We start from the raw sequence: 26,311 nt of genomic DNA, 5'->3' as shown, positions 1-26,311 counted from the left end.
GTACGAAACGCCACTATAGGCCATTTCGAAATCTGCAATACGTGTTTTAAGGTCGTTTGGCCAAGAATAGTCGAGTTAATGCTGGCACATCGAGCACAAGGCACACTTGGCCGCTGCCCAGCAGCGTCACTCCTCCAAATAAGTCGATGATATCCAGTGGTTTACTCACAGGCTTGATTACGATGTCCTGCTGGCGCAGAAAACGGTCGACAATCAGTCCCAACTTGCGATTATTGTAATTGACAATGATGATGCGCTGCCGGCCAATCAACTCATCACGCGTGGCGGGAGCCAACGGCCCGTCACCACTGTGCAGGAGGACCCGCAGGCTCACTATTGGCACATTCTCCTCCTGAATTCGCGCGAGTAGCGTACCGCCTACAATGTGCAGTTCCTCTGGATTCAACGCCACCACCGAATCGGTGTGCATGAGCGGAATAGCGTAGCTGCGCCCTTCCAACTCAAAAAGCAGGGCGCCCTTTACTGCAATAGACGTCGGTAGTACTAAGGTAAATGTGGTGCCTTGGCCTAGCTCGGAATCAACGCGTAATTGCCCCCCAAGAGAGTCAATAGCTAGTTTTACCACATCTAGCCCTACGCCTCGACCCGAAATCTCGGTGACCTCCTTGGCCATTGAGAAACCTGGCTCAAACAGAAATGCCCGCACAGCACTGGCGTCCAACTGGGCAGCGACGGCGGCTTTTACCAAGCCGCGCTCTACTGCTTTGCGGCGTACGCTTTCCACATCAATGCCGCGGCCATCATCTACTACCCGAATCAGCACATCATCGCGCTCAGTTTGGGCCGAGAGCGTCAGGCGACCTATTGCGGGCTTATCGGCCTGCTGCCGCTCCTCAGGAGTTTCGAGGCCGTGCCCGATAGCATTGCGCACCAAGTGCAGTAGAGCATCGGTGATGATTTGCAGAATATTACGGTCTATCTGTATATCCTGTCCTTCGAGCGTGAGCGAAACCTCTTTTTGCTCAGCAGCGGCCACGTCGCGAACTACGCGGGGAAACTTATTGAACAACGAGCCTACATTAACTAGGCGCGCATCCATCACGCTATACTGCAGCTCGTCGGTGATGCGATACAGGTGAGAAGCAGCTGCCTGCAAAGCCGGATGGCCTAGCTCCTGCCCCAGGGTCATAATCCGGTCGCGGTCGATGATAAGTTCGCCCACCAGATTCAGCAAATGGTCTAGCTTCTTAATCTGAATATAAACCAGATCCGATAGCTCCAGCTTGCGATTCGCATCGCCATCCGCATCCGTATCGTCGGTAAGCAGTTCTGGTTCCTCCCCGCGAACCAAGCGCTCCAGATTTTCCAGTAAAAAATCGGTGGGGGGCAATTGTGACTCTTCCCCAACAGCCCGAATCATGGCGCCCAAGGTATCGACGCCGCTAAACAGCACCGGGACCACCTTACCACTGAACTCTTTTTCCTTGCTGCGAATAAGTCCGAAGATGGTTTCCATCTCGTGCGCTACTTCTCCAATCTGGTTGTAGCCCATAGCCCGTGCATTGGACTTGAGATTATGCATCAGACGGAACAGCTCGTTTAGAGCAGCTATATCCTCCGGGTTGCGCTCTAGCTCGCTTATATGCCGGCTCATGGCGTCGTAATATTCGAGCGCCTCCGACATGAAAATCTCCCGGTATTCCTGCTCCCGTGACTTCATCAGTTTAATGTTTCAACGGATGAATAGGAAGAAGTATCTGGCGTAGGCAGCGCTGAGCGCTGATTAACGGCAGTAGCAATGTGCTCTAATGGCAGCACTGCATCAGCGTAGCCAGCCCGAATAACGGAGTGCGGCATACTGAAAACAGCGGCCGACTCCTCATTCTGAGTAATCACTTGTCCGCCCCGCTTCTGAATGCAGCGGGCGCCGTACGTTCCGTCGCTACCCAGGCCGGTGAGGATAATGCCAACAACATCGGAGCCAGCAGCTTGCGCCGCCGAATGCATCAGCAAATCGACTGAGGGCTGATCAGTGCTAGGGCTCAGCTCAGTGCTAAAGTCAATTTGCCAAACCTGCCAGGGCCCCCGCTCAACCGACTTTACGACCATATTTTGCCCCCCAGGTGCCACGATAATTTGTCCGGCCTCAACCGACATGCCCACTTGGCCTATTTTTACCGGTAATGAGCTTAAGCGCTGCAAACGCTTGACAAAAGATGCAGTAAAATGAGCAGGCAAATGCACGGCAACTAATACCGCGCATGCTAATTCCGGATGCAGGCTCTGTAAAATCCGCTCCACGGCGCGGGTACCCCCCGTGGAAGCTCCAACGACAACCAAACCATCAGGCTTGTTACTGGCAATATGACGAAATGAGCTAACGCCAGACGCCGCTCCGGACATTCCGGGCACTGACCGAAGCTGACTTAGCACACCTAAGCGAAATTTTTCCTCAGCACCGGATTGGAGTGGACCAACATAGTTATAGAGCCCCCAACGAGCAGCTTCCTTCAAAACCCCCATTAGTGGGGCTGCAGTAGCATACAGCAGCACCGAGCAAGGGTGCTGCCGATGCAGCCGATCTAGGCTCAGCAAGTTGTGCTCACCTAGTATCACCAGCGTAGGCCGAAACCGTCGGGCCAGCGTCACTAGCTCATCGGCACTGCCAGCCGAGCCTACCACCCGGCAGTTGGGCTGGGCCTGCAGCAAGCGCGTCAGTTCAAGCCGCACCAAGGTGGGCAACTCGCCAAGCAGAACAGTAAGAGGAACAGATACGGAAAGCACGGAATAGGTGGATGCGCGGGGGTAGGAAGCAGTAAAGTAGACTAGGAACTATGCCTTGGGGGGCAAATTTTAGCCTATCCGTTGGTCTCTTCAGCGTTTTGTAAAGCGCTACTTACAATCTCCAATACTTTCTCTTCGGAGAAAGGCTTAACGATATAAGCAGAAGCACCACTTTCAAGGGCTTCATTTACAATGACTTCCTGCCCCACTGCGCTACACATCACAACTTTCACGGTAGGATTTACCTGCCGAATGCCTTTGAGCACATCTAACCCAGTATTATCTGGCAGAATCACGTCAAGTGTAATCAGGTCAGGATTGGTAGCAGCGCTCATTTCCAAGGCTTGCTGGCCGTTTGCTGCTTCTCCCACTACCTCGTAGCCAGCATCAGTAAGCATATTCTTGAGCATCGTGCGCATGTAGAAAGAGTCGTCCACGATGAGGATGCGGTTTTTCATATAAGTTGAATCAGTAGAAGAAAAAAGACGGAGTAAAAGCAGAACGGCAAAGAATAGCCCTTGTACGGCGCACTACCCACTAAGATTAGGCCTTTGGCTGAAGCTGCATGATTTCCGTCGGGGTAAGAAGCTTCAACATATCGAGCACGATGATAATGCGCCCGTCTAGTTTAGCAATTCCCTCAATGTATTTGTCTTGAATATTGGCATCCTGAATGAATTCAGGCGCTTTTTCGATAATAGAGACTGGAATCGAAAGCGGCTGTGGCACTTCCCTCACAACTAAGCCAATGGTATAATCTTTTGCTTCAATAGCTAAAGTATAACTCGTGGCGGGGAGTTCTTCGGTTGCCGGGCGTAACTGGAAGCGTTCTTCCAAATCAATAATTGCAATGATGTCGCCGCGCAGGTTAGCTATGCCTTTCACGAAAGGAGGTGTTTTGGGCATCCGCGCAATTTCAGGCGTGATAGTCACTTCCTTTACTTGCTCAATGCGAATACCATACTCCTCGTGACCTAGCCGGAACACGATTAGCTGAATCAGAGCTTGCTGCTTCGGGACTTTCTTTTCGCTGTTCGATTCTATCTCAGGCATACACAAAGTAAATGTAGGCGTGCCACCGACTAATTAAGGTAGTGGCACGCCCGAAGGTAACCTGTTGGTTCTTAGTTTGACTTTGCTTTAGAACGTGCTTGGGGGGCCTTTTTCTCAGCAGCGCCGGCTTTGGACTCCTCAGCTGCTTTACCGTTTACTGGCTTCTGCCGTTGAGCAGTTGCTTTAGCTGTAGCGGGTGCGTCCACCGATTTGTTCCTCGGATCTGGTTTGGCAGGCCTCACCGAAGCTCTAGGTGCCGGTTGAGCAGTTGGATTTGTTTCGGGTCGCCGGACAGGCCGCTCCCGTTGGGGCGCTGGCTTAGGAGCCGGAGTTAAACTACCGTTCCGCTGCTGTGGCATCTGGGCTAGGCGCGTACGACCACGGCGAGGCTCAGGCTCTGGTTCTGGCTCCACGTATTCCATAAGCTGAAAGGCCGACAAACCTACTTGCAGGTCATCTGCAATGTCGGTCAGCTTCTGGCTGGATGCCGTCAGTTCCTGCATAGAGGTCGAGAGTTGCTTAGCCGTGCCCGCTACCTGCTGAGTGCCCGAGGCAGTTTGCTCCGCAATGGCAACTACTTCTTCCACATACTTCACTACATCGCCGATACTGATTTTCTGCACTTCGGTAGCAGTCAGGATGTCACGCGAGGTACGCAGGGTTTCACCACTGCTCGTGGCAATGTTCTTAAAGGCCGAGCTAGCTTCAAACGTCGCGTTTTTGCCCTTTAACACTCGGCCTTCCATGGTCGAGATAGCCGTGGCAGCTGAGCTCGTATCTTTGCGCACATCATCTACGAGTGTCGCAATTTCACTCGCTGACTTGCGTGAGCCTTCGGCCAGCTTGCGAATCTCTTCGGCTACTACTGCAAAGCCTCGACCAGCTTCGCCAGCTCGGGCCGCTTCAATAGCAGCGTTCAGAGCTAGCAAGTTAGTTTGCGATGCAATGTCGGTAATCACCCCCAGCGACTTACTGATTTCTTGGCTTCGGGTGCTTAGTACCTCAATCGTCTTAGATGTCTGGGCGGCAGCATTGGAAATCTCTTCCATGTTCTTTACCACCTCAGCCACCGTTTTCAGACCCAGCTGTGAGGTTTGCTCACCAAGGATAGCGGCTTTGTTCACCACATCGGCCTTACCAGCCGTTTCTTTGGTGGCCTGCATAATTTCCTCGATCAGCTTAAACGCCTGATCCGTTTTCAATGCTTGGTTCTGGGCACCTTCAGCCATTTGCTGCATCGCCAGAGCTACGTCAACCGTTACGCGACTCATCTCCTGACCTTTACCAGCCATTTCCTCCGAAGAAGTCCCCACAACCTGTGACGAGTCATTGATTTCGCCTAGCAGTTCGTTCAGGTTTTCCACGGCTAAGTTCAGTGCGTTAGACATGGCCATGATGTCACCAGCGGTCGGTACTTCGACGCGCTGGGTTAGGTCACCTTCCGAAATGGAGCGTACAACCCGGCTCACTTCCAGTACTGGGGAAGCAATAGATTCAAGCAGCTCGTTGAGGGTATCTACTAGTTCTTTCCAGGAGCCACTCACGCCGCCTACAGTGGCTCGTTCCGTTAGCTTGCCTTCTACACCAGCCACTTTAGCCACTCGACTTACTTCTACTGCCAAGCGGTTCAAGTCGTCCACCATGCGATTGATGGTATCTGCTAGTTCAGCAACTTCACCCTTAGCATCCAGTGTCAGCTTCTGGGTCAAGTCACCCTGCGAAACTGCAGTTACTACTTTTACCAGTCCTCGTACCTGAGTAGTCAGGTTCGAGGCCATGGTGTTTACGTTGTCGGTTAGGTCTTTCCATACTCCGCTCACGCTGGGCACGTTGGCTTGACCACCGAGTTTCCCTTCAGTACCTACTTCTTGGGCCACACGGGTTACCTCACCGGCGAAGATGTTCAGGGAGTCCACCATGCGGTTGATGTTGTCCTTCAGGTCCAACAGCTCCCCTTTCACGTCAACGGACACCTTCTGGCTCAAGTCACCTTTAGCAACTGCAATAGCCACATTGGCAATGTCTCGCACCTGACTCGTTAGGTTCGAGGCCATCGTATTTACGTTGTCCGTCAAAGCTTTCCAGGTGCCGCTTACGCTGGGCACGTTAGCTTGGCCGCCGAGTTTACCTTCCGTACCCACATCAAGCGCTACACGGGTTACCTCACCCGCAAACAGGTTGAGCGAGTCCACCATTTGGTTCAGGTTCTGCTTAAGTTGCAACAGCTCCCCTTTCACGTCCACTGTAATCTTCTGGCTCAAGTCGCCCTTTGCCACGGCCGTGGCCACGTTGGCAATATCTCGCACCTGACTCGTCAGGTTGGAAGCCATCGTATTTACGTTGTCCGTCAGGTCTTTCCAGGTGCCGCTGACGCTGGGCACGTTAGCCTGCCCTCCTAGAATACCTTCTGTACCTACTTCACGAGCCACGCGGGTTACTTCACCAGCGAAGATGTTCAGGGAGTCCACCATGCGGTTGATGTTGTCCTTCAGGTCCAACAGCTCCCCTTTTACATCAACGACGATTTTCTGAGTCAAGTCGCCTTTGGCAACAGCCGTAGCCACGTTGGCAATGTCTCGCACCTGTAGGGTTAGGTTGGCCGCCATGGTGTTTACGTTGTCCGTCAACTCCTTCCAGGTTCCACCAACTCGCGGCACGTTAGCTTGGCCGCCGAGTTTACCTTCTGTACCTACTTCACGAGCCACGCGGGTTACTTCGTCACCGAAGATGTTCAGGGAGTCTACCATCTGATTCAGAATATTCTTCAGCTCCAGAATCTCACCCTTCACATTTACTGTCATCTTTTGGCTCAAGTCGCCTCGTGCTACGGCGGTAGCAACGTTGGCGATGTCCCGTACCTGACTGGTCAGGTTGGAAGCCATGTAGTTTACGTTGTCTGTCAGTTCCTTCCACACCCCGGCTACGTTAGGCACAGACGCTTGGCCACCGAGTTTACCTTCGGTGCCTACTTCCAATGCTACGCGCGTTACCTCACCCGCGAACAGGTTGAGCGAGTCCACCATTTGGTTCAGGTTCTGCTTTAACTGCAGCAGCTCGCCCTTTACATCGACCGTAATCTTTTGACTTAGGTCACCACGGGCTACGGCGGTAGCAACGTTGGCAATGTCTCGCACTTGACTCGTCAGGTTCGAGGCCATGTAGTTCACATTGTCCGTTAACTCCTTCCATACACCAGCTACGTTAGGTACCGAGGCCTGGCCGCCAAGTTTGCCCTCCGTGCCTACTTCTTGAGCCACGCGCGTTACCTCGCCGGAGAACATATTCAAGGAGTCCACCATCTGGTTCAGGTTCTGCTTTAACTGCAGCAGTTCCCCCTTCACGTCTACCGTAATCTTCTGACTCAAATCACCTTTAGCTACGGCAGTAGCAACGTTGGCTATATCTCGCACCTGACTGGTCAGGTTCGAGGCCATATTATTCACGTTGTCGGTTAGGTCTTTCCATACCCCACTGACATTAGGCACAGACGCTTGGCCACCGAGTTTACCTTCCGTGCCTACATCAAGGGCTACACGGGTTACCTCGCCCGCAAACAAGTTGAGCGAGTCCACCATCTGGTTCAGGTTCTGCTTTAACTGCAGCAGCTCGCCCTTTACATCGACCGTGATTTTCTGAGTTAGGTCCCCTTTGGCAACGGCGGTAGCAACGTTGGCAATGTCTCGTACCTGACTGGTCAGGTTCGAGGCCATGTAGTTCACGTTGTCCGTTAACTCCTTCCAAATGCCCCCCACGTTAGGTACTGAAGCCTGGCCGCCAAGTTTACCCTCCGTACCTACTTCCTGCGCCACGCGGGTTACTTCGCCGGCGAATAGGTTCAGGTTGTCAATCGTCTTGTTGATGGTTTCGGCCATGACCTTGAAGTCGCCCGAAACCGGTATCTGGAACGTCTCGTCCAAGTTGCCTTTGGAGATGTTCTTCAGCACTTTGCCTACTTCCAATACCGGCACAGCGATACTGTCCATCAAGCCGTTGATATTATTGATCATATCGCGCCAGAAGCCCGATGCGTTTTCCCCAGAGGCGCGAGCCTTTAGGTTGCCCTCCACCCCGGCAACTTTCGATATGCGGGACACTTCGCCTCCCACACCCCCGATCATTTCCACCATCGAGTTATAGGCCTCGGCGATGTCGGCAAAGATGTCGTCGTTTTGCTTAGTCAAGCGCACCGATACGTCGCCTTTTTTAAAGGCATCGAGTGCATAGAGCACGCGCGTGAGCTGCTCGTTCACGTAGCCATCGTCCTGGGTGCTGTCGAGGCTACGGGTGCTGACGCGCCGGCGTGCTGAGGTGCCGTTGCTCTGTGGTGCTTCCCGCTGCGGCTTTTTATCCTGGATATCGGCTACAGTGGCATCCGCGGTTTCCGGAGCCAGTGCCGAAGAGTTAGAGACCGGACGAGTGGTGGTTTTGGTGGTCTTACCTGAAGCCATACAAAAAGTAGATTGCGAAGCGTGCTGAAAAGGCACTACTGAAACTATTCGGTGGGTGTACCGGTAGTCAGACTTACAAAGGTAATAAATACCCGCTTCTGCGGAAGCAGAAATGCACGCTCCTATTCGAATCGTTCAACCGGCGGCTGCTGAACTACTTACCTTTGAATGTTGATAGTTAGTTGGCTGTCATTGACCTGCAGATCAAGCTGGTGCGCCAAGGATAATTCGGACTTATAAGTAATAGGCCAGATTATTCCAGCATCTTTGCGGCAAAATTCAACTTTTGCTCCCTCTAGGTCGTTTCTAAGTTGATACCCACCTGTAATTCGTTGTCAATCCTCTTTATATGGTCAAAAATTTAGTCATAGTTGAATCCCCGGCCAAAGCCAAGACCATTGAAGGATACTTGGGTAAGGACTTTATTGTCAAGTCTAGCTTTGGCCACGTGCGTGATTTACCCAAGGATAATAATGCTATTGATATTGCCAATGGTTTCAAACCTACTTATGTCGTTTCGCCCGATAAGCGCGAGATAATTGCTCAACTTAAGAAACTAGCGAAGGAAGCCGAAATAGTATGGTTAGCGAGTGACGATGACCGCGAGGGTGAGGCCATTAGCTGGCACCTGGCTGAGACCCTGAACTTGAGCGACGCGAAAACGCGCCGAATTGTGTTTCGGGAAATCACCAAGAACGCTATTCTCAATGCTATCGACTCACCCCGGGAAATCGACCTAAATCTGGTAAACGCACAGCAGGCTCGCCGGGTGCTCGACCGGCTGGTTGGCTTTGAACTGTCGCCGGTGCTATGGAAGAAAGTTAAAACCGGCTTGTCGGCGGGCCGGGTGCAATCGGTAGCGGTGCGTTTAGTAGTCGAGCGTGAGCGGGAAATCAATCAGTTCAAAACCTCTACCTCCTACCGAGTTACGGCGCGCTTCGATGCGGGCCGGGGGGCAATTTTAGAGGCTGAGTTGCCTACTCGCTATAAGACGCAAGCTGAAGCGCAGGAGTTTTTAGCTCGTTGTGTAGGAGCCGTATATCAGATAGAGAACCTAGAGAAAAAACCCGGCAAACGGTCGCCCGCGCCGCCCTTTACTACATCTACACTCCAACAGGAAGCTTCTCGTAAGCTAGGCTTTTCAGTAGCCCAGACGATGAGCGTAGCGCAAAAGCTCTATGAAGCTGGTAAAATCAGCTACATGCGTACCGACTCGGTAAACTTGTCGCAGGATGCACTGGCGGCGGCATACACCGAGATCAGCCGCGCTTTCGGAGCTGAGTACGCACACAAGCGTCAGTTCAAGACTAAGTCTGCCTCCGCTCAGGAAGCTCACGAAGCTATTCGGCCTACTGACTTCGCTTTAGCAAAAGCTGGCAGCGACTCGCAGGAGCAGCGCTTGTATGATCTAATCCGTAAGCGGGCACTGGCTTCGCAAATGGCGGACGCTACAGTGGAGCGCACCGTAGCCACTATCGGCATCAGCACCCAGCCAGGTGTCACCCTTTCGGCCACGGGTGAGGTTATCACTTTCGAAGGCTTTCTGAAGGTATACAGTGAGTCGAAAGACGACGAGGACGAGGCAGACACCGATTCATCATTCTCGCGCGGCCTGCCACCCTTGACGGTGGGTCAGCAATTGCCTTTACAGTTGCTGCGCGCTATCGAGCGCTATGCCCAACCACCGGCCCGCTATACGGAGGCATCGTTGGTTAAAAAGTTGGAGGAGATGGGTATCGGTCGTCCATCAACTTATGCCCCTACCATTAGCACCATCCAAAAGCGTGGCTATGTAGAAAAGGATACTCGCGAGGGCAAAGAGCGCAAATTTCATGTGCTGACGCTGGATGGGGAGCAAGTGAAAACGGAGGTGAAAACCGAAACCTTCGGAGCCGAAAAAGCTAAGATGTTCCCCACTGATACGGCGATGGTAGTGAACGACTTTTTGGTCGAGCATTTTCCTATTATTATTGACTACCAGTTCACAGCCAAAGTAGAAGGTGAATTTGACCTTATTGCGAATGGTCAGGAAAAGTGGGGCGATATGCTTTCCAACTTCTACGGTGCCTTCCACGAAACTATTGAGCGCGGTCAAGACATCGAGCGCAGCACGCTCGGCTCTAACCGCGAAATCGGTATTCACCCCGAAACTGGTCAGAAGTTAACTGCTCGTTTGGGTCGCTATGGCCCTTATGTTCAAATTGAACCTAAGGAAGGCTCAGAGGAAAAGGCCGTGTACGCTAGCTTGCGCAAGGGTCAATTCATTGAGAATATTACCTTAGAGGAAGCCTTGGATCTGTTTAAGCTGCCACGCATTGTAGGTCAGTTTGAGGATAAGGATATGACGGCTGCGTTGGGTCGGTTTGGTCCCTATATCCGCCACAACAGCAAGTTCTACTCGCTCACCAAAGAGCAGGACCCGCACACAATCACTGCTTCTGAAGCCATAGAGTTGATCGAAGCCAAGCGCAAATCGGATGCTGAGCGCTTAATCAAAGAATTCCCCGAGCGGGAAGATGTGCAGGTGCTCAATGGTCGCTTTGGGCCATACATTGTGGTAGGCAAAAAGAACGTAAAAATCCCAAAGGGCGAAGAACCACAAGACCTGACGCTGGAGCGCTGCTTAGAACTGGCCGAACTCACTCCGGACAAGCCATCCAAAGGTGGTCGCTTTGCTAAGAAGACCCCGGAGAAAACGGTCGATGAACCAGCTGCTCCCAAGAAAAAGCCGGCAGCCAAAAAGCCCGCCGCAAAGAAAGCTACGGCTAAAAAAGCTGCTCCCGCTAAGAAGGCTGTTGCAAAAGCTAAGTAGCAAAAACCACAAGTCAATAGAACAAAAAAGCCCCCCAAATCTATTCTGGAGGGCTTTTTTGTTCTATTGACTTGTGGCTATTCGGCCAAACGCTGGCGTAGCGCCTGCACTTCACGCTCTAGCTCCAAGTTGCGGAAGGTAACCTTCATTTCTAGGTCTGCATAGGAGCGCTCTAAGCGCTGCTGAAGCTGCTTTTGCTCATGAATATCAGTGCAGGTGCCAAACCATTGTTGGATAACGCCTTGCTCATCACGGCGCGGCAGGGCCTGCCCCAAAAACCAGCGATATGTACCGTCTTTAGAAACAAAGCGGTACTCGATTTCATAAAATTCGCCACTGGCCAACGACTGATTCCACCGGGCGCGGGCGCGTTGTCGGTCGTCGGGATGAAGCAAGTTGTTCCACATTTCACTACCCCGGCTTTGCTCCACATTGTAGCCGGTAAAATCAATCCAGCGCTGGTTGAAGTAAGTGTGATAGCCTGTGGGGTCCGTAATCCAAACCAATTGAGGAATCAGTTCAGCCAGAAAACGAAATTGCTGAGCATCAAACTGAGGGTCAGCAGCAACAGGAGTGGATAGAGAAGCGGAAGAATTCACCATGACGAAAGAAAGAGCGAAACGTGAAATCAGGGCCGGGCGAGTTGCATTTCCATGCCCGACTGAAAATAAAGACTAAGCTGACTTTGGGCGCCGTCGGTGGAGCGGCGCAGGCGCGTAACAAGAGCGCGGGTTTCTTCCTGCGTTAGTTGCAACTGCAAGTAAGGACGGCTCAGCAACGAGTCGCGCTCCACTGTCCAGCGGCCATTGTCTTGCTGGGTGGGAGCTTGTACCCGCAATATGCCCGGCTCCAACTGAAAGCGCGTAGCCTGAGCCAGTGCCGTGCTAGGGTCATTTTGATTAAGCACTCGGTCGGCCACCCGCCAATCCCCGGTCAGGTACTCATCGGGCAGTTGTTGTAGATTAATATCGAATAGAATATCGACCATAAATAGAAATAGGCAGATCGGAAGTGAAGCAAATTTAACTGATGACACACAAAGTGAGGGAGCAGCTGTTCAAATAAGCTCCACTATAACCAGTATGCGCACTATACTTAATGTCATGCTTAAACCCCCGTCTGCTGTGTTTAATTTCATTTCACCCATAAAGGATGAGCCCTTGAGAAGCTGAACTGTCACTTAAGAAAGGGAGCTTAACACACCAAGACTTAATAGCCATTTGTTTGACGCTTATTTACTATTAGTTACTAGCGTTATCTCAATTAACTTTCTGCTTGTAGCGTCATGCTTTTATAGATTAATACGCTGGGGGGCATTTTGTTGTTAATGCTAACAAATAAGCAACAGCTTCTTCCCAAGCAATGTCATTACTATTGATTTGCTTTTCTGACCGTTAAACCAATAAGTATACTTCTCGTGGCAAAAAAAATAGTTGCGCTAACGGGCGCAGGCATTAGCGCCGAAAGCGGTCTAGCTACATTTCGGGGTGCCGATGGCCTGTGGGAAGGCCATCGGATAGAGGATGTGGCCTCACCGGAAGGTTGGGCGCGCAACCCCGAATTGGTGCTTGAGTTTTATAACCAACGTCGCCTTGCAGCCCGTCAGGCCCAGCCCAACGCAGGCCACTTGGCCTTGGTAGCCCTAGAAAAAGATTATGAAGTGGTCATTGTGACCCAGAACGTAGACGACTTGCACGAGCGGGCCGGGAGCAGCCGCGTTATTCACTTGCACGGCCAGTTGTTTCAATCCCGGAGTACTCGCTACGAGGATCTAGTTTACCCCATGACCAGCGACCGGATTGAGCTGGGCGAGGTGTGCGAGAAAGGCTACCAGCTGCGGCCCAACATTGTATGGTTTGGAGAAGCTGTACCGCTCATGGAACGCGCCATTGAGGAGGCAGCTACGGCTGATATCTTCATGGTTATCGGCACTTCCTTGCAAGTATACCCGGCCGCCGGACTGGTCCAATTTGCCCCCCAGCGGGCGCCCATTTATGTGATCGATCCACACCAGCCGCCCCTCCTTGGGCGACGCAATGTGCGCTTTATTACGGCGCCGGCTAGCACCGGTGTTCCGCAAGTTGCGGCTGAGTTGTTGGCGGCGATTTAAACATTAGTCTAGGCTAATAAATTGGCTTTCAGTTTTGTGAAAAATGAAAGAGTTGAGCTAGGAACTCCTAGCGTATACTGGTTAGGTAACTAACTCAACGGCGGATTCCTGCGTAGGTATAAGCATCCTAACTACTGCTTATGCATGCACTTTGCCGCCATCTGCTGTTGGTAGGTCTCGGCGCTGTCGTTTCCTTGCCCTCCTTCGCTCAGTCTTCCCCAGCTCCTGCTCACACCGTATTCTTGCTAGGCAACACGGCTACGGCTGAGCTACCCGCCGTCCGCCTGCGTGCCTTGCGCACTACATTAGAAGCTCAGCAGGGAGACTTTACGGTGGTGCACTTAGGCGATATAGTTGGCCCTGAGGGTTTGGGAACCAAGCAGGATTCAAGCCGTGCCTCCGAAACCGCTCGCGCCGATGCACTGATTGGTTTGGTACAGGGCCTACCAAATGGTAAAATCTACTTCGTGCCCGGCGACCGGGATTGGGCCAACTCCGGCCCCGACGGCCTGAAGCGCGTACGCCGGCTAGAGAAGTATATTGAGAAGCAGCTGCCCGGCCAAAATGCTTTCGCTCCTACCAATGGCTGCCCTGGCCCCGAAATAATTGATATTGCCCCCCTGGTCCGACTAGTAGCCCTAAATACGCCCTGGTGGACTCATCCCTTCAACCGGCCGGAGGCGCCTAATACCGACTGCAAGACCCTAACCAAGGAAGAGTTTCGGGAGCAGCTTCAGGATGTGCTCGACGACACGAAAGACAAAAACGTGCTGATTGTGGGTCACCAGCCCGTGCTGAGCAACGGCGTCTACGGTGGCCACCAACCCCTATCGCGCCACTTTTTGCCCCCCATACTAGGTACGCTGTACGCTGCCTACCGTCAGAACGTGGGCACCCCGCGCGACCTTGCTCATCCGGCGTATCAGGAGTTTCGTAAGGAAATGCTGGGCACGTTGAAGGAAAATCCGGGCGCCGTGTACGCCGCCTCCCACGACTATAGCTTGCAGCTCACCCGCTTCGAGGACAACTACCATTTAGTGTCGGGCAGTTTGGCCGAAAAGCAGGCAGTTGGCAATAATTCGCGGGCCTTGTTCAACAAGTCAGCAGAGGGTTTTTCTAAGTTGGAATACTTTGCTGATGGTGCTGTAAAAGCTTACTTCTACACGTTTTTGGCAAATGATGCCGCCGTTCAGCAAGCATATGCAGCTAGACTATTCCGGTCGGCCTGCGACGAAAACGGACAGCGTGGGATTCCCATTAATAGCTTCATTCCAGACTGTCCCACTGCTCCGCAAAGCGTTGCCGAAGTTAAGCCCGATGCACCCTTTCAGCCAGTGGTAACGGTAACGCCGGGGCCGCAATACGCGGCGGGGCCCGGTCGGCGCTTTATTATGGGGTCCTTATATCGCTCTTCCTGGACGCAACCGGTGCAAGTGCCCACCCTGAATCTAGCAACTGAAAAAGACGGCCTACGGCCTTTCGGGCGCGGGGGTGGGCGCCAAACCACATCCCTTAAGTTAATTGCCGCCGATAGCTCGGAGTACGTTTTCCGCTCGGTTGACAAAGATGTGACCCGAATTTTGCCCCCCGAACTGCGCAATTCCGTTGCTGCCAATGTCTTGCGCGATATTACGCCCACCGCTCACCCCTATTCCGCGCTCATAACGGGTTCACTGCTCGATCAGACGGATATTCTGCACGCCCGCCCCCGCTTGTTTGTATTGCCCGACAACAGCCAACTCGGGCCTTACCGTGAGCAGTACGCGGGCTTGCTGGGTACTTTGGAAGATCGGCCCAAAGACCCCAAGCCCAATTTGCCGGGCTTCGGCAACTCTGACAATGTGCGTCGGTCTTTCAGCTTTATCCGCCAGCTCTACAAAGACCACGATAACCGCATCGATGCAATGGCGTTGGCCAAGGCCCGAGCCTTCGATATGTTAGTGGCCGACTTTGGCCGCCACGAGGACAACTGGAAGTGGGCCGCCTATGAAAACGGCAAAAGCACGTTATACAAACCCATTCCGCGCGACCGAGACCAGAGTTTTACCCTCTGGAATGGTGCCCTCACTTATCTGGCTAACCGCGAGTGGGTGGTGCCTAGCATCGAGGATTTTCAGGAAGACTTTCATGATATGAAAAGCCTGAACTGGCCCGCCCGCCACCTCGACCGTTTTTTGCTCCAGTCGCTGTCGCGCGAGCAGTGGCAGGAAGCGTCCCGCTATATCCAGTCCACAATTACGCCGGCCGCCATCGACCAAGCCACGGCTCAGTTGCCGGTTGAGCTTCACGCTACTTCGGGGCAGGATATTAACCGCAAGCTCAAGTCCCGCATTCAGAAGCTGCCGAAAGCCCTAGACGAGTATTACTTACTGCTGGCCCGTCGGGTAGACGTAGTCGGCTCTAACAAGGGCGAAGTATTCCAGGTAGACCGCCTGCCCGACGCAACAGTAAGGGTTCGCATCTTCGACCGGGCCAGCGACGGCGACCAAGCGGAGGGCGAGCCGCTGTTTGACCGCACATTTAAGCCCGATGAAACGAAAGACATCAGTTTATATGGCTTGGGCGCTAGGGATATTTTCACCGTAACGGGGGCAGCCAAAAGCAGCATCTTGGTGCGCATTATTGGGGGCGAGGGCAAAGACCGCATAACCGACGACTCTCAAGTACGTGGCCTGCGTACGCTTACGAAGGTATACGACGTGCCAAACTCCGAGCTCCAGCTAGGCTCGGAAAGCGACAATCGCACCTCTACACGTCCCGATATAAACCACTACGACCGCGAAGCCTTCGAGTACAATAGTTACCGGCCGCGTGCCACGGCTATTTATAATCGCAATGATGGCTTCGGCGTAGGCTTAGGTGTTGATTTTCTGCGTCAGGGCTTCCGAAAACCCGATTTCAGCAACATCTATTCGTTTAATGTACGCGGGTCTACCAATGGAAATTTCCAAGTTGGTCTGGAGTCACGGCATCGCTACGCGTTTGGCAAGTGGGACATTGGAGCACGGGCCGAATACGGCAATTCCTTTCCCTTTTACAACTTCTTCGGACTCGGCAACGATACGCAAAAGGACGAAAACCTCTTCGACAACAACTACTATAGGGCCCGCTATAAAGGCTATACCGTAGGTGCTTTCACCGAGCGTATTTTCCTAAACCGCAGCATATTTCGCATTGGACCTACCTACGAGCAATACAGTTCCAACTTTGCTAGTGACAGCTACTTGGGCCAACTCAAGACTGGTGACCTTCCTGGCACAGCTGACCGAGTGCCAAACACCGAATTTCAGCGGCTTATTGGGTTGAATACGTTGCTGGACCTAGATCTGCGCGACCGCCAAAGCTTTGCCCGGCGCGGCGTACGCCTGCTAGTTCGGCACGATAGCTACCGCCAGCTCAACCGGGCCCAGGGCAACTTTGGCCTTACGCAAGGCTTTGCTGAGTACTATGGCACCACCCGCATTGGTATTCCTATCACGCTCGTACTCAAAGGCGGCGGCGCTCAAAATTACGGCGACACCGATGAGATTCCCTTTTACAAGTTCACCAGCTTGGGACTCAATGAAAACCTACGCGGCTACTATCGCAACCGCTTCACCGGCGACGCGAGTGTGTATCTCAACTCTGAATTGCGCCTAGCATTGGGGCGCGTTCAAACTTCCTTTGTTCCCTTTTCCTACGGGGTATTCGGCTTTTTTGACCGGGGAAGGGTGTACTACAAGGGCACTTCCCCCGATGGCTGGCACGACGGGTATGGAGCAGGCTTTTACGTTTCACCCGTGCGCGACCAATTAGCATTATCATTCTCCTACCAGAAGTCGCCCGAAAATGCGCTGATCCGCTTTGGAGTTGGCTTCCGTATTGATCAGTAATTGTTGTGCTCTCCGTCTTAGTTTTGCAGCAAAGACAATTCTATGTTGGAATTAGCCTGCTTTCCGCAAACGGCTATCTTTGATTTTGATTTCCTTTCCTAATTCACCCTCACCTACCCTTCTGATGGAATATCCTCTGCTGAAACTGGCCGCTATTGACATTGGATCAAATGCCGTACGGTGCCAGATTTCGGCGGTCCTATACTTTGAGGGGCGTTTTCGACTGAAGCGCGTGGAGTATGTGCGCTACCCCATGCGCCTGGGCGAAGATGTGTTTGCCACGGGAGAGATATCACCAGCCAAGGCTGATAAGTTTGTTAAGTTTCTGCACTCGCTGAAGCTGCTGATGGAAGTGCATGAAGTAGCTCACCATCTGATTTGTGCTACCTCTGCTATGCGCACTGCCACCAATGCGCCGGCCCTGGTAAAGCGGGTCAAAAAAGAGCTAGGCATGACCATTGAAGTTATTGATGGTCAGGCAGAAGCCATGTATATCAACAGCGTGATTGAACACGTACTCGAAGATAACAAGCACTACCTCCACATTGACGTGGGCGGCGGCAGCACCGAGTTTAACATCTACCACGACCGCCACAAAGTAGCCACGCAGTCGTTCGAGGTGGGCTCTATTCGGCGCATGCAGCAGGAAGAAGCCGGTCTCGATTCAGATGCACTCAACGGTACCTGGAAGCGCATGGAAGACTGGGTTACGGAGAATGCGCGGCGCTACCACGTCACGCGAGCCATTGGCACAGGCGGCAACATCAATAAGCTTTATAGCCTAGCTAAGTCGCAAACCTCGCTGGATAAGCCCGTTACGCGCACTCGCATTGCCAGTGTTATTGCCAACCTTACCAAGATGACCATGGAGGAGCGCGTAAACGTGGCCATGCTCAACCCCGACCGCGCCGACGTGATTATACCAGCCGGTCATATCTATCTCTCAGCTATGGAGTGGGCGCATATCAATACCATGCACGTGCCCGATATCGGTTTAAAAGACGGCATGCTGCAAACCCTTTTTGAGCGCCACTACGAGGACTTCCGCCCCGCCTCTGACCACTCCGGCGTCACTCCTCACCCCGATGTGCAGAATACCCATAACGCAGCAGAATAGTTAGACGCTAGCAAATCTTGCTTCATCAAAAGACAAAAAAGCCCCCTAGAGTCCTGCAAAACGGTTCTGGGGGGCTTTTTTGATTTCAATAAACTACTTACACTACGTCTGGCATTTCGCCAGGTGTCAGAGCCATATCCTGATCAGAGCCATTTGTCTCCATCTCGACCTCAAAATCGGCATCAAGCGATTCGGTATCGGCGGGGAAATCGGGAGCGGTCAGGGGCGGGCCTTCGTTGGAGGCCTCATTGTCCGTTTGAACGTCGGCGCGGGTTAGCCACTCATCGTAGAGGGCATTTTCGGCCACTGAGGCATAGTGTCGATGATAGAATTCCTTGTGCACATTAAACACTGGCTCGTCGGGAGCCGGGCGACGGTGCACGTAGGCGCCATCTTCGCGCATGAGGTAGGTATTCTGATTGTCCTTCAGGTTGAAATACAGTATGTTAATGGCCTCGCGCTTTAAGGCTGGATTCACAATCAAGAACAACGCTTCGATGCGCCGATCAAAGGAACGAACCATTAGGTCAGCTGAGCCAGCGTACACTTTTGGCTGGCCGCCGTGGTGGAAATAAAATAGCCGCGAGTGCTCCAAATAGTCGCCCACAATGCTGCGCACTTCAATGTTCTCGCTGAGGCCCGGCCGGCCCGGCCGCAAGCAGCAGATACCCCGCACGATAAAGCGAATAGGCACGCCTGCCTTGCTGGCTTTGTAGAATTCGTCAATCATCTCCTTGTCTTCCAAGGAGTTCATCTTCATCACGATGCCGCTGGGCAAGCCTTTTTTAGCGTTGCGCACCTCTTCTCGAATCAAATGAATAAGCTGCTGACGCATGTCTTTAGGCGCCGTAATCAGGTATTCATAGTCGTCGGGCTGAGAATGGCCGGTGATAACGTTGAAGAATTCTGACACGTCGTGCCCGTATACATCATTGGTCGTGAGCAGGCTTACATCGGTATAAATGCGAGAGGTTTGCTCGTTGTAATTGCCGGATCCAAGGTGCAGGTAGCGCGTTACCTTCTCCCCTTCCTTCCGGATAATCATAAGCATCTTGGTGTGCGTCTTATACTTGCTCACCCCATAGATTACAAAGCAACCCGCCTTCTCCAGGCGCGCGCCCTCCCGGATGTTCCGCTCCTCATCGAAGCGGGCTTTTACCTCAAATAGCACCGATACGTGCTTGCCATTTTCGGCCGCTTTGAGCAATGCTGCCGTTACGCGGGAATCATCAGCCAAACGGTAAATAGTCTGCTTGATGCCCAGCACGTGCGGGTCCTCAGCGGCCCGCTCCAGCAGGCGCACCACCGGATCAATGCTGTTGTAAGGGTGATGCAAGAGCACATCGTGATGCTTGAGATACTCAAACATGTTGTCTTCTGCACCTTCAGGCAAGCTGAGTGGAGCTACTGGCGCCGGTTGACGAGCAGCTTTACCCCGAAAGTTCGGATGCTTCAGAATTTGCAGCAGCCCTTTCATGTCAATCATGGAGTTGATTACGAACACGTTGCCGTTGTCAATCTTCCAGCGCTCCTTGAGCACTGCCATGAGTACCGGTGAAGCCTCCTTCTCCACTTCTAGGCGCACTACTCGACCTTTTTTGCGGGTTTTCAAGCCCACTTGTATCTCCTTGATAAAGTCGACATCAATATCGTCTGACTCTTCCAAGGTAAAATCACCGTTGCGGGTAATGCGAAACAGGTTGGCCGACTCAATGTCTACGTTGCGGAAAAGCTTGGGCAAATTGGCCCGCACAATTTCCTCGATAGGCACAAAAATCACTTTATCCTTGCGCGTCAGCTCAAAGAAGCGCGACAAGTTTTGGGGAATCTGCACGAAAGTAAGCCGTTCCTGTCCTTTCTCCCCCTCTGCTTCTGTGCGCGTCACCACGCCCAGTATCAGCATCTGATTCATCATCAATGGGAAGCCATGGTAGGAATCATACACCATGGGTGTGAGCAACGGAAAAAGCGTGTTTTTGAAGTAGCCATCAGCTTTCTTCAACTCCAACTCCGTTAGTTCGTCCATCCTCAGGATGTTAAAGCCATTCTTTTCGAATTGCGGCTTTAGCTCGTTCAGGTACGTGAGCGACTGATCATTCACGAAGCGGTGGGCAAAATCCAGCAGCTTGCGCCGAAACGGCATTTCGCGCAGCCCTGAGTAGTCAATTCGCTCTTTGCCGTAGTCTATATAGTTATAAAGCGACCCCAGACGAATCATGAAAAATTCATCGAGGTTGGAGCTGGTAATACTCATAAACCGCAGCCTATCAAATAAGGTACGGCTTGGGTCTTTAGCCTGGTCGAGTACCCGATAGTTAAAGCGCAGCCAACTCAAATCGCGGCTGATGTATTTGCTTTTGCGGATAAGGTCAGAGGATTTGAAAAGTTTCATAGCACAGAATAAATCGCGGGCAGTAAGTTACGCAGGCACTTTTGTCATTCCGAACGCCGCGGCGCATCCTGACAAGTAGTTACTAAAAGATAACCCCAAATTCTTGATGGTAGTGTGTAGTCTAGCCGCAATTACATAACAAAAAAGCCCCCTGGAGTTCCAGGGGGCTTTTTCACTTCATTAAATCTCTATACGTCCAGCTTGGCGTACTTCGCGTTTTTCTCAATGAATTCGCGACGAGGGGCCACTTCATCGCCCATCAGCATGGAAAATAAGTGGTCGGCCTCGGCAGCTGATTCTACATCGACACGCTTAAGCGAGCGAGTATCGGGCTGCATAGTGGTAGTCCAGAGTTGCTCGGCGTTCATTTCACCAAGTCCTTTGTAGCGCTGCACGTTCACCGTTTCCGGCTTGCCACGGCCTAACTCCTCCTGCGCGTCTTGGCGCTCCTGCTCGGTCCAGCAGTAGCGCTCTTCCTTGCCACGCTTCACTAGGTACAGCGGGGGCAAGGCGATGTAGATGTAACCATTGTCGACCAAGGGCTTCATATAGCGGAAGAAGAAGGTCAAAATCAGCGTCCGAATGTGCGAACCGTCAATGTCAGCATCGGTCATGATGATGATTTTGTGGTAGCGCAGCTTGGTCATGTTCAAGCCTTTCGGATCAGCCTCAGCGCCTGACTCCGCATCGGCGGGAGTGCCAAAGGACACGCCCAACGCGGTAATCATGTTCTTGATTTCCTCGTTTTCGTAGATGCGGTGCTCCTGTGCTTTCTCTACGTTCAGAATCTTACCACGCAGGGGCAGAATAGCTTGGAAGGCGCGGTTGCGGCCCTGCTTAGCAGTACCGCCAGCCGAGTCTCCTTCGACAAGGTACAACTCGCAGATTTTAGGGTCCGATTCGGAGCAGTCAGCCAGCTTGCCGGGCAAGGAGTTAGAACCTAGCACCGTCTTGCGCTGCACCATTTCGCGGGCCTTGCGGGCCGCAATCCGGGCGCGAGCCGCTAGAATCACTTTCTCAACGATAATGCGAGCTTCCTTAGGGTTCTCTTCGAGGTATTGGTTGAGGATTTCACCTACCGCCTGGTTTACAGCGCCACTTACGTCGGAGTTACCGAGCTTAGTTTTGGTCTGACCTTCGAACTGAGGCTCCTGCACTTTCACCGAAATAACGGCGGTGAGGCCCTCGCGGAAGTCGTCGCCCTGAATCTCCACCTTCGCCTTCTCCAACATACCCGATTTGTCGGCGTACGCCTTCAGGGTACGCGTCAGAGCCGAGCGGAAGCCCGCTACGTGCGTGCCGCCTTCGATGGTGTTAATGTTGTTAACGTAGCTAAAGATGTGTTCCTGGTACGAATCGTTGTACTGCAGCGCAACTTCTACCGGCGTGCCGCCCTTCTCGCTGATTACGTGGATAGGCTTAGGCATCAATACCGTACGGCCAGCATCCAAGTAACCCACAAACTCGCTTAAGCCACCTTCTGAATAAAACTCCTCATACAGGAAGTTGCCGTCCACGTCGTTGTCACGACGATCGGTGAGAGTGATACGAATGCCCTTGTTAAGGTAAGACAACTCGCGCAGACGGGTAGCAATGGTTTCGTACTTGTATACCGACTCCGTGAAGATGGTATCATCGGGCAGAAACTCTACTTGCGTGCCGTGCTCTTCGGTTTCGCCAATCTCTTTTACTGGGTACTGAGGAACGCCAATTTTGTACTCCTGCTCGTAGAGGTGGCCGTTGCGGCGCACGGTTACTTTCAGGTCTTTGCTGAGTGCATTTACGCAGCTTACACCTACGCCGTGCAAACCGCCGGAAACCTTGTAGGAATCCTTATCAAATTTGCCCCCCGCGTGCAGCACCGTCATAACAACCTCCAGGGCCGAGCGGCCTTCTTTCTGGTGGAAGTCGACGGGAATACCGCGGCCGTTGTCACGGACGGTAACTGAGTTATTTTCGTTAATTGTTACTTCTATGCGGTCGCAGTGGCCGGCGAGGGCTTCGTCGATGGAGTTGTCCACTACTTCCCACACCAAATGGTGCAGGCCCTTCACCCCCGTATCACCGATGTACATCGATGGCCGCTTGCGTACGGCTTCTAGTCCTTCCAGTACCTGGATGCTATCCGCGGAGTACTCGGCGGGGACTCTTTTTTCTTTCGTTTCGCTCATGGAATGCGGGTAAATTCAGCGTCAGTGTTAATAGGCAAAGATACCGATTTTATTCCATTTTTGCCAGCGCAGGCCGGATTTTGCCCCCCACAACCACAACGGTGCAAGCCATATTTATAGGATCAAAAACGACGGTGCTATAAAGGCAAATTTGCCCCTCGGAACCGGGCTTAGCGCACCACAAGTTTGCGGCGTGCTACTCCCACTTCCGACGCTAGTTCGAGGGTGTACAAGCCGGCGCTCACCCGGCCCAAGTCCAGGGCAAAAGGCGTAGCAGCGCTTCCCTGCCAAGGCTGCTCGTATACCTGCCGACCCAACGCATCGAGCACCCGCACCTGGGTGCCAGGTCGCACTGTGCCTGCCTGAATTGTGAACTGCCCATCGGAACTTGGGTTTGGGTATACAGTTAGGCCTTGCTGTACGGCCATGTCATTACGGGTGCTAAGCACCGTGGAGGTGAGTTTGTAGGCGCCCGGACCCAATGCTCCCGACCAAACTACCGTGGGGCTCACGGCATCAACAACGATATGGTTCAGCGTATTTTCCAAGGCAATCCAAGTTTGGCCATTATCGCGGCTAAAGGATGAGCCTGCGTCGTTATTAGCGCCTTGGCTCTGCTCACCTATTCCCACCGAAATGTAATTGTTGTTGCCAGGCACCCGGCCTAGGTCAAAGCCGTGAAGGGGTCCGGTGTAAGTTACTTGGCTCCAAGTGACGCCGCCATCGGCAGTCCGCAACAGCGTGTGGTTGCGGCCCGTCTGAGCCAAAAACAGCGCCAGTCCATTTGTGGCATCCCGAAAAGCCAGTCCCTGCGGAGCCCTATTTACACCAGTTGTGCTTACATTCCAGGTCTGGCCTTTGTCGGCGGAGCGGTAAATACGTCCTTGGTTGGTAGAAAACCAGATAGAATTGCCGATGGCTACAGGCGCTTCATCGGTACCTACTTCCCGGGGAGCGGGCGCAGCACCCACTGATGCCGGATTAGCAGCGCGAGTCCAAGTGGTGCCTCCGTTGGTAGTAGTATAGATCTCAAATTCGCCCAGCCGCGTGGTAGGGTCGCCAGCACAAACCCCTTCGTTGGCATTGAAAAAGTAAACGAAATTAGGGTAGCTAGTTGCCGAAGAAAACTCCAACGCAGTTGCCCAAGTCGTGCCTCCGTCGGTCGTACGCACTAGTCGCGCCTTCGTCACTCCTGCCGCATCAAATACGCAAGCATAGGCCGTAGTAGCACTAATACCCCGGATACTGGTGACAAATTCACTCTGAGAAAGGGGATTAATTTCGGCGGTGGTCCACGTAGTACCGCCGTCCGTAGTGCGGGCATACTCGTAGCCAGGAGCTATAAAAGAGCCTTCATCTGAATCCACTACGTTGTAGCTGGAGGCCCAAGCCAAATTCGCATCAATCGCATCGAGCGAATAAACTAACGTAGAGCCAGGATCCTGAAAGTTGATAGGTTGCCCTACCCATTGCGCTTGTGCTCCTAAACTCAGCAGAAGCACCAAAAGCGGTAGTAAGGTTTTTTTCATGTGTTTTGGTGAGATAGATTGAAGTACGGAAGCAATGTACCTTCTATAATGGAATGTTAATGCATAAACATCCCTACGGCAAGTGTTCCGGCTGCGTTTTAAGCAACACAGCCTAACTGGCTGTTTTTCTGAACTTAGTATCTCCTCAGGACAAGAATTATTAGTCCCAAGTGTGAAGAAATGATGCTACTCCACACTTATCGCCGGCCACTACACGGAACTCCTAAGCTTCAGTCCTAGTTTTGCAAACTACTACCTTTGTTCCTATGGCATACGAAGTTGCTAATCTAACCCTGGCCGAGGCCACTCGTCATGCCCCATTCGTGGAGTATGCCCGCTGCCTCAATGCTGCTGATCGTCCCGTTAACCACATTGGCGACTGGCCCGAAGAAGGTCAGTTTTACCCAGTTCGCGTAGTGGACTCGCATTTGGAAGGAATTCCCTTGGTGCATGTTCTCGGTTTTCAGGCCGAAGCTCCTTACTACAACGCATATGCTCCTCACCGCTTTGAGTTGCTATACACCGTGTGGCTGAATTAAGTCCAGCCTAATTTAAGTATTTGAACACAACAGAAAAAGCCCCCAGAACTTCTCTGGGGGCTTTTTCTGTTGAGCAGAGTAGTATTGATGAGAGTGTTTACTATTCAGGTTCGCTTATCAGTAAGTAGAGAGTAGTTAGGTTAGTTAATGCTATGACTAAATCAAATGCTATCTCATCGATAATTTAAAAGGATTTTTCTAACTGCTTGATAGCTCCTTCCCCAGCTTCTGGAGCAAAAATCACGGCGTCGATTTCAGGGTAGGCACGCGCTAGGGATTTAGCTACAACCTCATTCGAATGCTTCGTCTGATCGGTGTACAACAAGACCACAGGCTTGGGATGTAAGTCATAATCACCCGCTACTTGCGCGCGGATTGAATTATAAGATTGTGATTTGACTGCATTGAATGGTGTGCCTATCCAATTAAAAAACTTCTTGTTAGGAACGTAGTAAGCAACTGAATCAACTTGCGGTGGCGTCCATACCCAGACAGCATTACGAATGCCAGCGCGCCGAAAATTAGTCACCAACTCGCGCCACGCCAAACGATGCGCTTGAGCATTTGAGGGCGGAAGTAGTGGCCGTAGCATTACTCCTGGGGATAGGTCAGACAGTTGCTGTACTATATGGCGAGCGTAATTAATACTGCGCACGGAATCCGCATTGATAGTCCAACTAATCAACGGTACTAACTGGCTACTTTTTGGGCCCTGCAAAAGTGATTGAGGTAGAGCAAATGGTGTATTAGCTGGTAGATCAAAGGCAGCAATCTGGTAAGCTGCATCTTCATCCTTTGCTTTTGTGCCGTTGAGAAAACCAGCTTTTATGTATTCCTTCGACTCTAAAGGCATCAATTGACCAATACGTAGTGTATAGTCACCTTGCGTAAGCCATTTGGGTAAGGTGTTGAAAGCCGGCAGAAAGTAAACTTTAGCTCCAACTGTGACTATCAGTATCATAACCGCCACTGTGCCTGCTTTACAGCGCAAGCGTGGAATAAAAGCTTCACCTGCGGTATGTAATAAGCGCTGGGCTCCGAGCCATAGCGGCCGGTAAGGCTGCGCTGTCATGTCGTACACAAAGTTCTGCACCATTTTGTATTGCCCCATAAATGTGGCAGCCAACAAGATACCGGCGTTAAGCAGACATAACGCAACCATCATGTTAGTATAGGGGCTAAGCGCTTGAACGCGACCAAATTTGCTAGCCCAAACCATAAGCACCACTGCCACTAAATTGGGCAAAGCCAGCTTCCACTCATTTCCCTTGTGGTCTTCCTTAGGCGTAGGTACATAGGGTACTCGCACCCGTAAAAGTGCGTAAACAAAACCCAGTGTATAAATCCACCAAGTACTAACTCGCAAAAATCCGCCAGCTAGATGCAGACCTCCTTCGTGGGGTTCCCGTAGCCAGCGTTGAGAATATATTCGGATCAGAAGTGCCATGCTTAGCAAGGGCAAAGCATAAGCTGATAACTCCCAAAGTGATACGTGCAAAGGGAATTCCGTTAGTACTAAAGAG

The 26,311-nt window shown here is 52.3% G+C and carries 15 protein-coding genes and 1 pseudogene; 5 read left to right on the top strand and 11 right to left on the bottom strand.

All coding sequences use genetic code 11. The annotated features are described in order from the left end of the window. Positions 1 to 46 precede the first annotated feature (46 nt). The 5 genes from ACW9KT_RS16900 to ACW9KT_RS16880 all read right to left on the bottom strand — a co-directional run bounded on the left by ACW9KT_RS16900 (position 47) and on the right by ACW9KT_RS16880 (position 8,246). The gene (locus tag ACW9KT_RS16900) at positions 47 to 1,681 is read right to left on the bottom strand and encodes a chemotaxis protein CheA (RefSeq protein WP_457082512.1); all 1,635 of its coding nucleotides are present in this window, start codon (positions 1,679 to 1,681) and stop codon (positions 47 to 49) included. Then, on the bottom strand, positions 1,681 to 2,745 hold the full coding sequence (locus tag ACW9KT_RS16895; RefSeq protein ID WP_457082510.1) for a chemotaxis protein CheB: 1,065 nt from the start codon (positions 2,743 to 2,745) through the stop codon (positions 1,681 to 1,683). The genes ACW9KT_RS16900 and ACW9KT_RS16895 overlap by 1 nt, the downstream gene beginning before the upstream one ends. A 74-nt stretch (positions 2,746 to 2,819) precedes the next feature. Beyond that, complete coding sequence (locus ACW9KT_RS16890) at positions 2,820 to 3,203, bottom strand: response regulator (protein ID WP_457082508.1); 384 nt, start codon at positions 3,201 to 3,203, stop codon at positions 2,820 to 2,822. An 85-nt stretch (positions 3,204 to 3,288) separates the two neighbouring features. Continuing rightward, on the bottom strand, positions 3,289 to 3,798 hold the full coding sequence (locus tag ACW9KT_RS16885) for a chemotaxis protein CheW (RefSeq protein WP_457082506.1): 510 nt from the start codon (positions 3,796 to 3,798) through the stop codon (positions 3,289 to 3,291). A gap of 71 nt (positions 3,799 to 3,869) precedes the next feature. After that, positions 3,870 to 8,246, bottom strand: a complete 4,377-nt coding sequence (locus ACW9KT_RS16880; RefSeq protein ID WP_457082504.1) for a HAMP domain-containing protein — start codon at positions 8,244 to 8,246, stop codon at positions 3,870 to 3,872. Between the two features lie 349 nt (positions 8,247 to 8,595). On the opposite strand from ACW9KT_RS16880, the gene topA reads away from it, so the two are divergent. Continuing rightward, positions 8,596 to 11,058, top strand: coding sequence for a type I DNA topoisomerase (gene topA, locus ACW9KT_RS16875; protein ID WP_457082502.1), 2,463 nt, complete (start codon positions 8,596 to 8,598; stop codon positions 11,056 to 11,058). Between the two features lie 77 nt (positions 11,059 to 11,135). On the opposite strand, the gene ACW9KT_RS16870 is transcribed toward topA, so the two are convergent. Then, positions 11,136 to 11,660 (bottom strand): PAS domain-containing protein, encoded by a 525-nt coding sequence (locus tag ACW9KT_RS16870; RefSeq protein ID WP_457082500.1) that lies wholly within the window; start codon positions 11,658 to 11,660, stop codon positions 11,136 to 11,138. A gap of 26 nt (positions 11,661 to 11,686) precedes the next feature. Next, positions 11,687 to 12,046, bottom strand: coding sequence for a hypothetical protein (locus ACW9KT_RS16865; protein WP_457082498.1), 360 nt, complete (start codon positions 12,044 to 12,046; stop codon positions 11,687 to 11,689). Between the two features lie 429 nt (positions 12,047 to 12,475). Here ACW9KT_RS16865 and ACW9KT_RS16860 point away from each other — a divergent pair, with 429 nt between their 5' ends. The 3 genes from ACW9KT_RS16860 to ACW9KT_RS16850 all read left to right on the top strand — a co-directional run bounded on the left by ACW9KT_RS16860 (position 12,476) and on the right by ACW9KT_RS16850 (position 18,157). Next, positions 12,476 to 13,168: an SIR2 family NAD-dependent protein deacylase gene (locus tag ACW9KT_RS16860; protein ID WP_457082496.1), complete on the top strand. Its 693-nt coding sequence runs from the start codon at positions 12,476 to 12,478 to the stop codon at positions 13,166 to 13,168. Between the two features lie 140 nt (positions 13,169 to 13,308). Beyond that, on the top strand, positions 13,309 to 17,040 hold the full coding sequence (locus ACW9KT_RS16855) for a hypothetical protein (RefSeq protein WP_457082494.1): 3,732 nt from the start codon (positions 13,309 to 13,311) through the stop codon (positions 17,038 to 17,040). Between the two features lie 124 nt (positions 17,041 to 17,164). After that, on the top strand, positions 17,165 to 18,157 hold the full coding sequence (locus ACW9KT_RS16850; RefSeq protein WP_457082492.1) for a Ppx/GppA phosphatase family protein: 993 nt from the start codon (positions 17,165 to 17,167) through the stop codon (positions 18,155 to 18,157). Between the two features lie 97 nt (positions 18,158 to 18,254). On the opposite strand, the gene ppk1 is transcribed toward ACW9KT_RS16850, so the two are convergent. The 3 genes from ppk1 to ACW9KT_RS16835 form a co-directional block, all read right to left on the bottom strand. Beyond that, positions 18,255 to 20,549: a polyphosphate kinase 1 gene (gene ppk1, locus ACW9KT_RS16845; RefSeq protein WP_457082490.1), complete on the bottom strand. Its 2,295-nt coding sequence runs from the start codon at positions 20,547 to 20,549 to the stop codon at positions 18,255 to 18,257. Positions 20,550 to 20,737: 188 nt separating this feature from the next. Continuing rightward, positions 20,738 to 22,720 (bottom strand): DNA topoisomerase (ATP-hydrolyzing) subunit B, encoded by a 1,983-nt coding sequence (gyrB, locus tag ACW9KT_RS16840; protein ID WP_457082488.1) that lies wholly within the window; start codon positions 22,718 to 22,720, stop codon positions 20,738 to 20,740. Positions 22,721 to 22,890: 170 nt separating this feature from the next. Next, on the bottom strand, positions 22,891 to 24,249 hold the full coding sequence (locus ACW9KT_RS16835) for a YCF48-related protein (protein ID WP_457082486.1): 1,359 nt from the start codon (positions 24,247 to 24,249) through the stop codon (positions 22,891 to 22,893). Between the two features lie 266 nt (positions 24,250 to 24,515). On the opposite strand from ACW9KT_RS16835, the gene ACW9KT_RS16830 reads away from it, so the two are divergent. After that, positions 24,516 to 24,788 carry a hypothetical protein gene (locus ACW9KT_RS16830; protein WP_457082484.1) on the top strand — a complete coding sequence of 91 codons (273 nt, stop codon included), beginning with the start codon at positions 24,516 to 24,518 and terminating at the stop codon, positions 24,786 to 24,788. 184 nt (positions 24,789 to 24,972) lie between these two features. Here the strand turns inward: ACW9KT_RS16830 and ACW9KT_RS16825 are convergent. Beyond that, positions 24,973 to 26,311 (bottom strand): annotated as a pseudogene (locus ACW9KT_RS16825) (hypothetical protein); the annotation flags it as partial.

Source organism: Hymenobacter sp. HD11105 (assembly GCF_054051685.1).
Note: the sequence above shows the minus strand (reverse complement) of the source record. Positions and strands in the feature narration are given on the sequence as shown.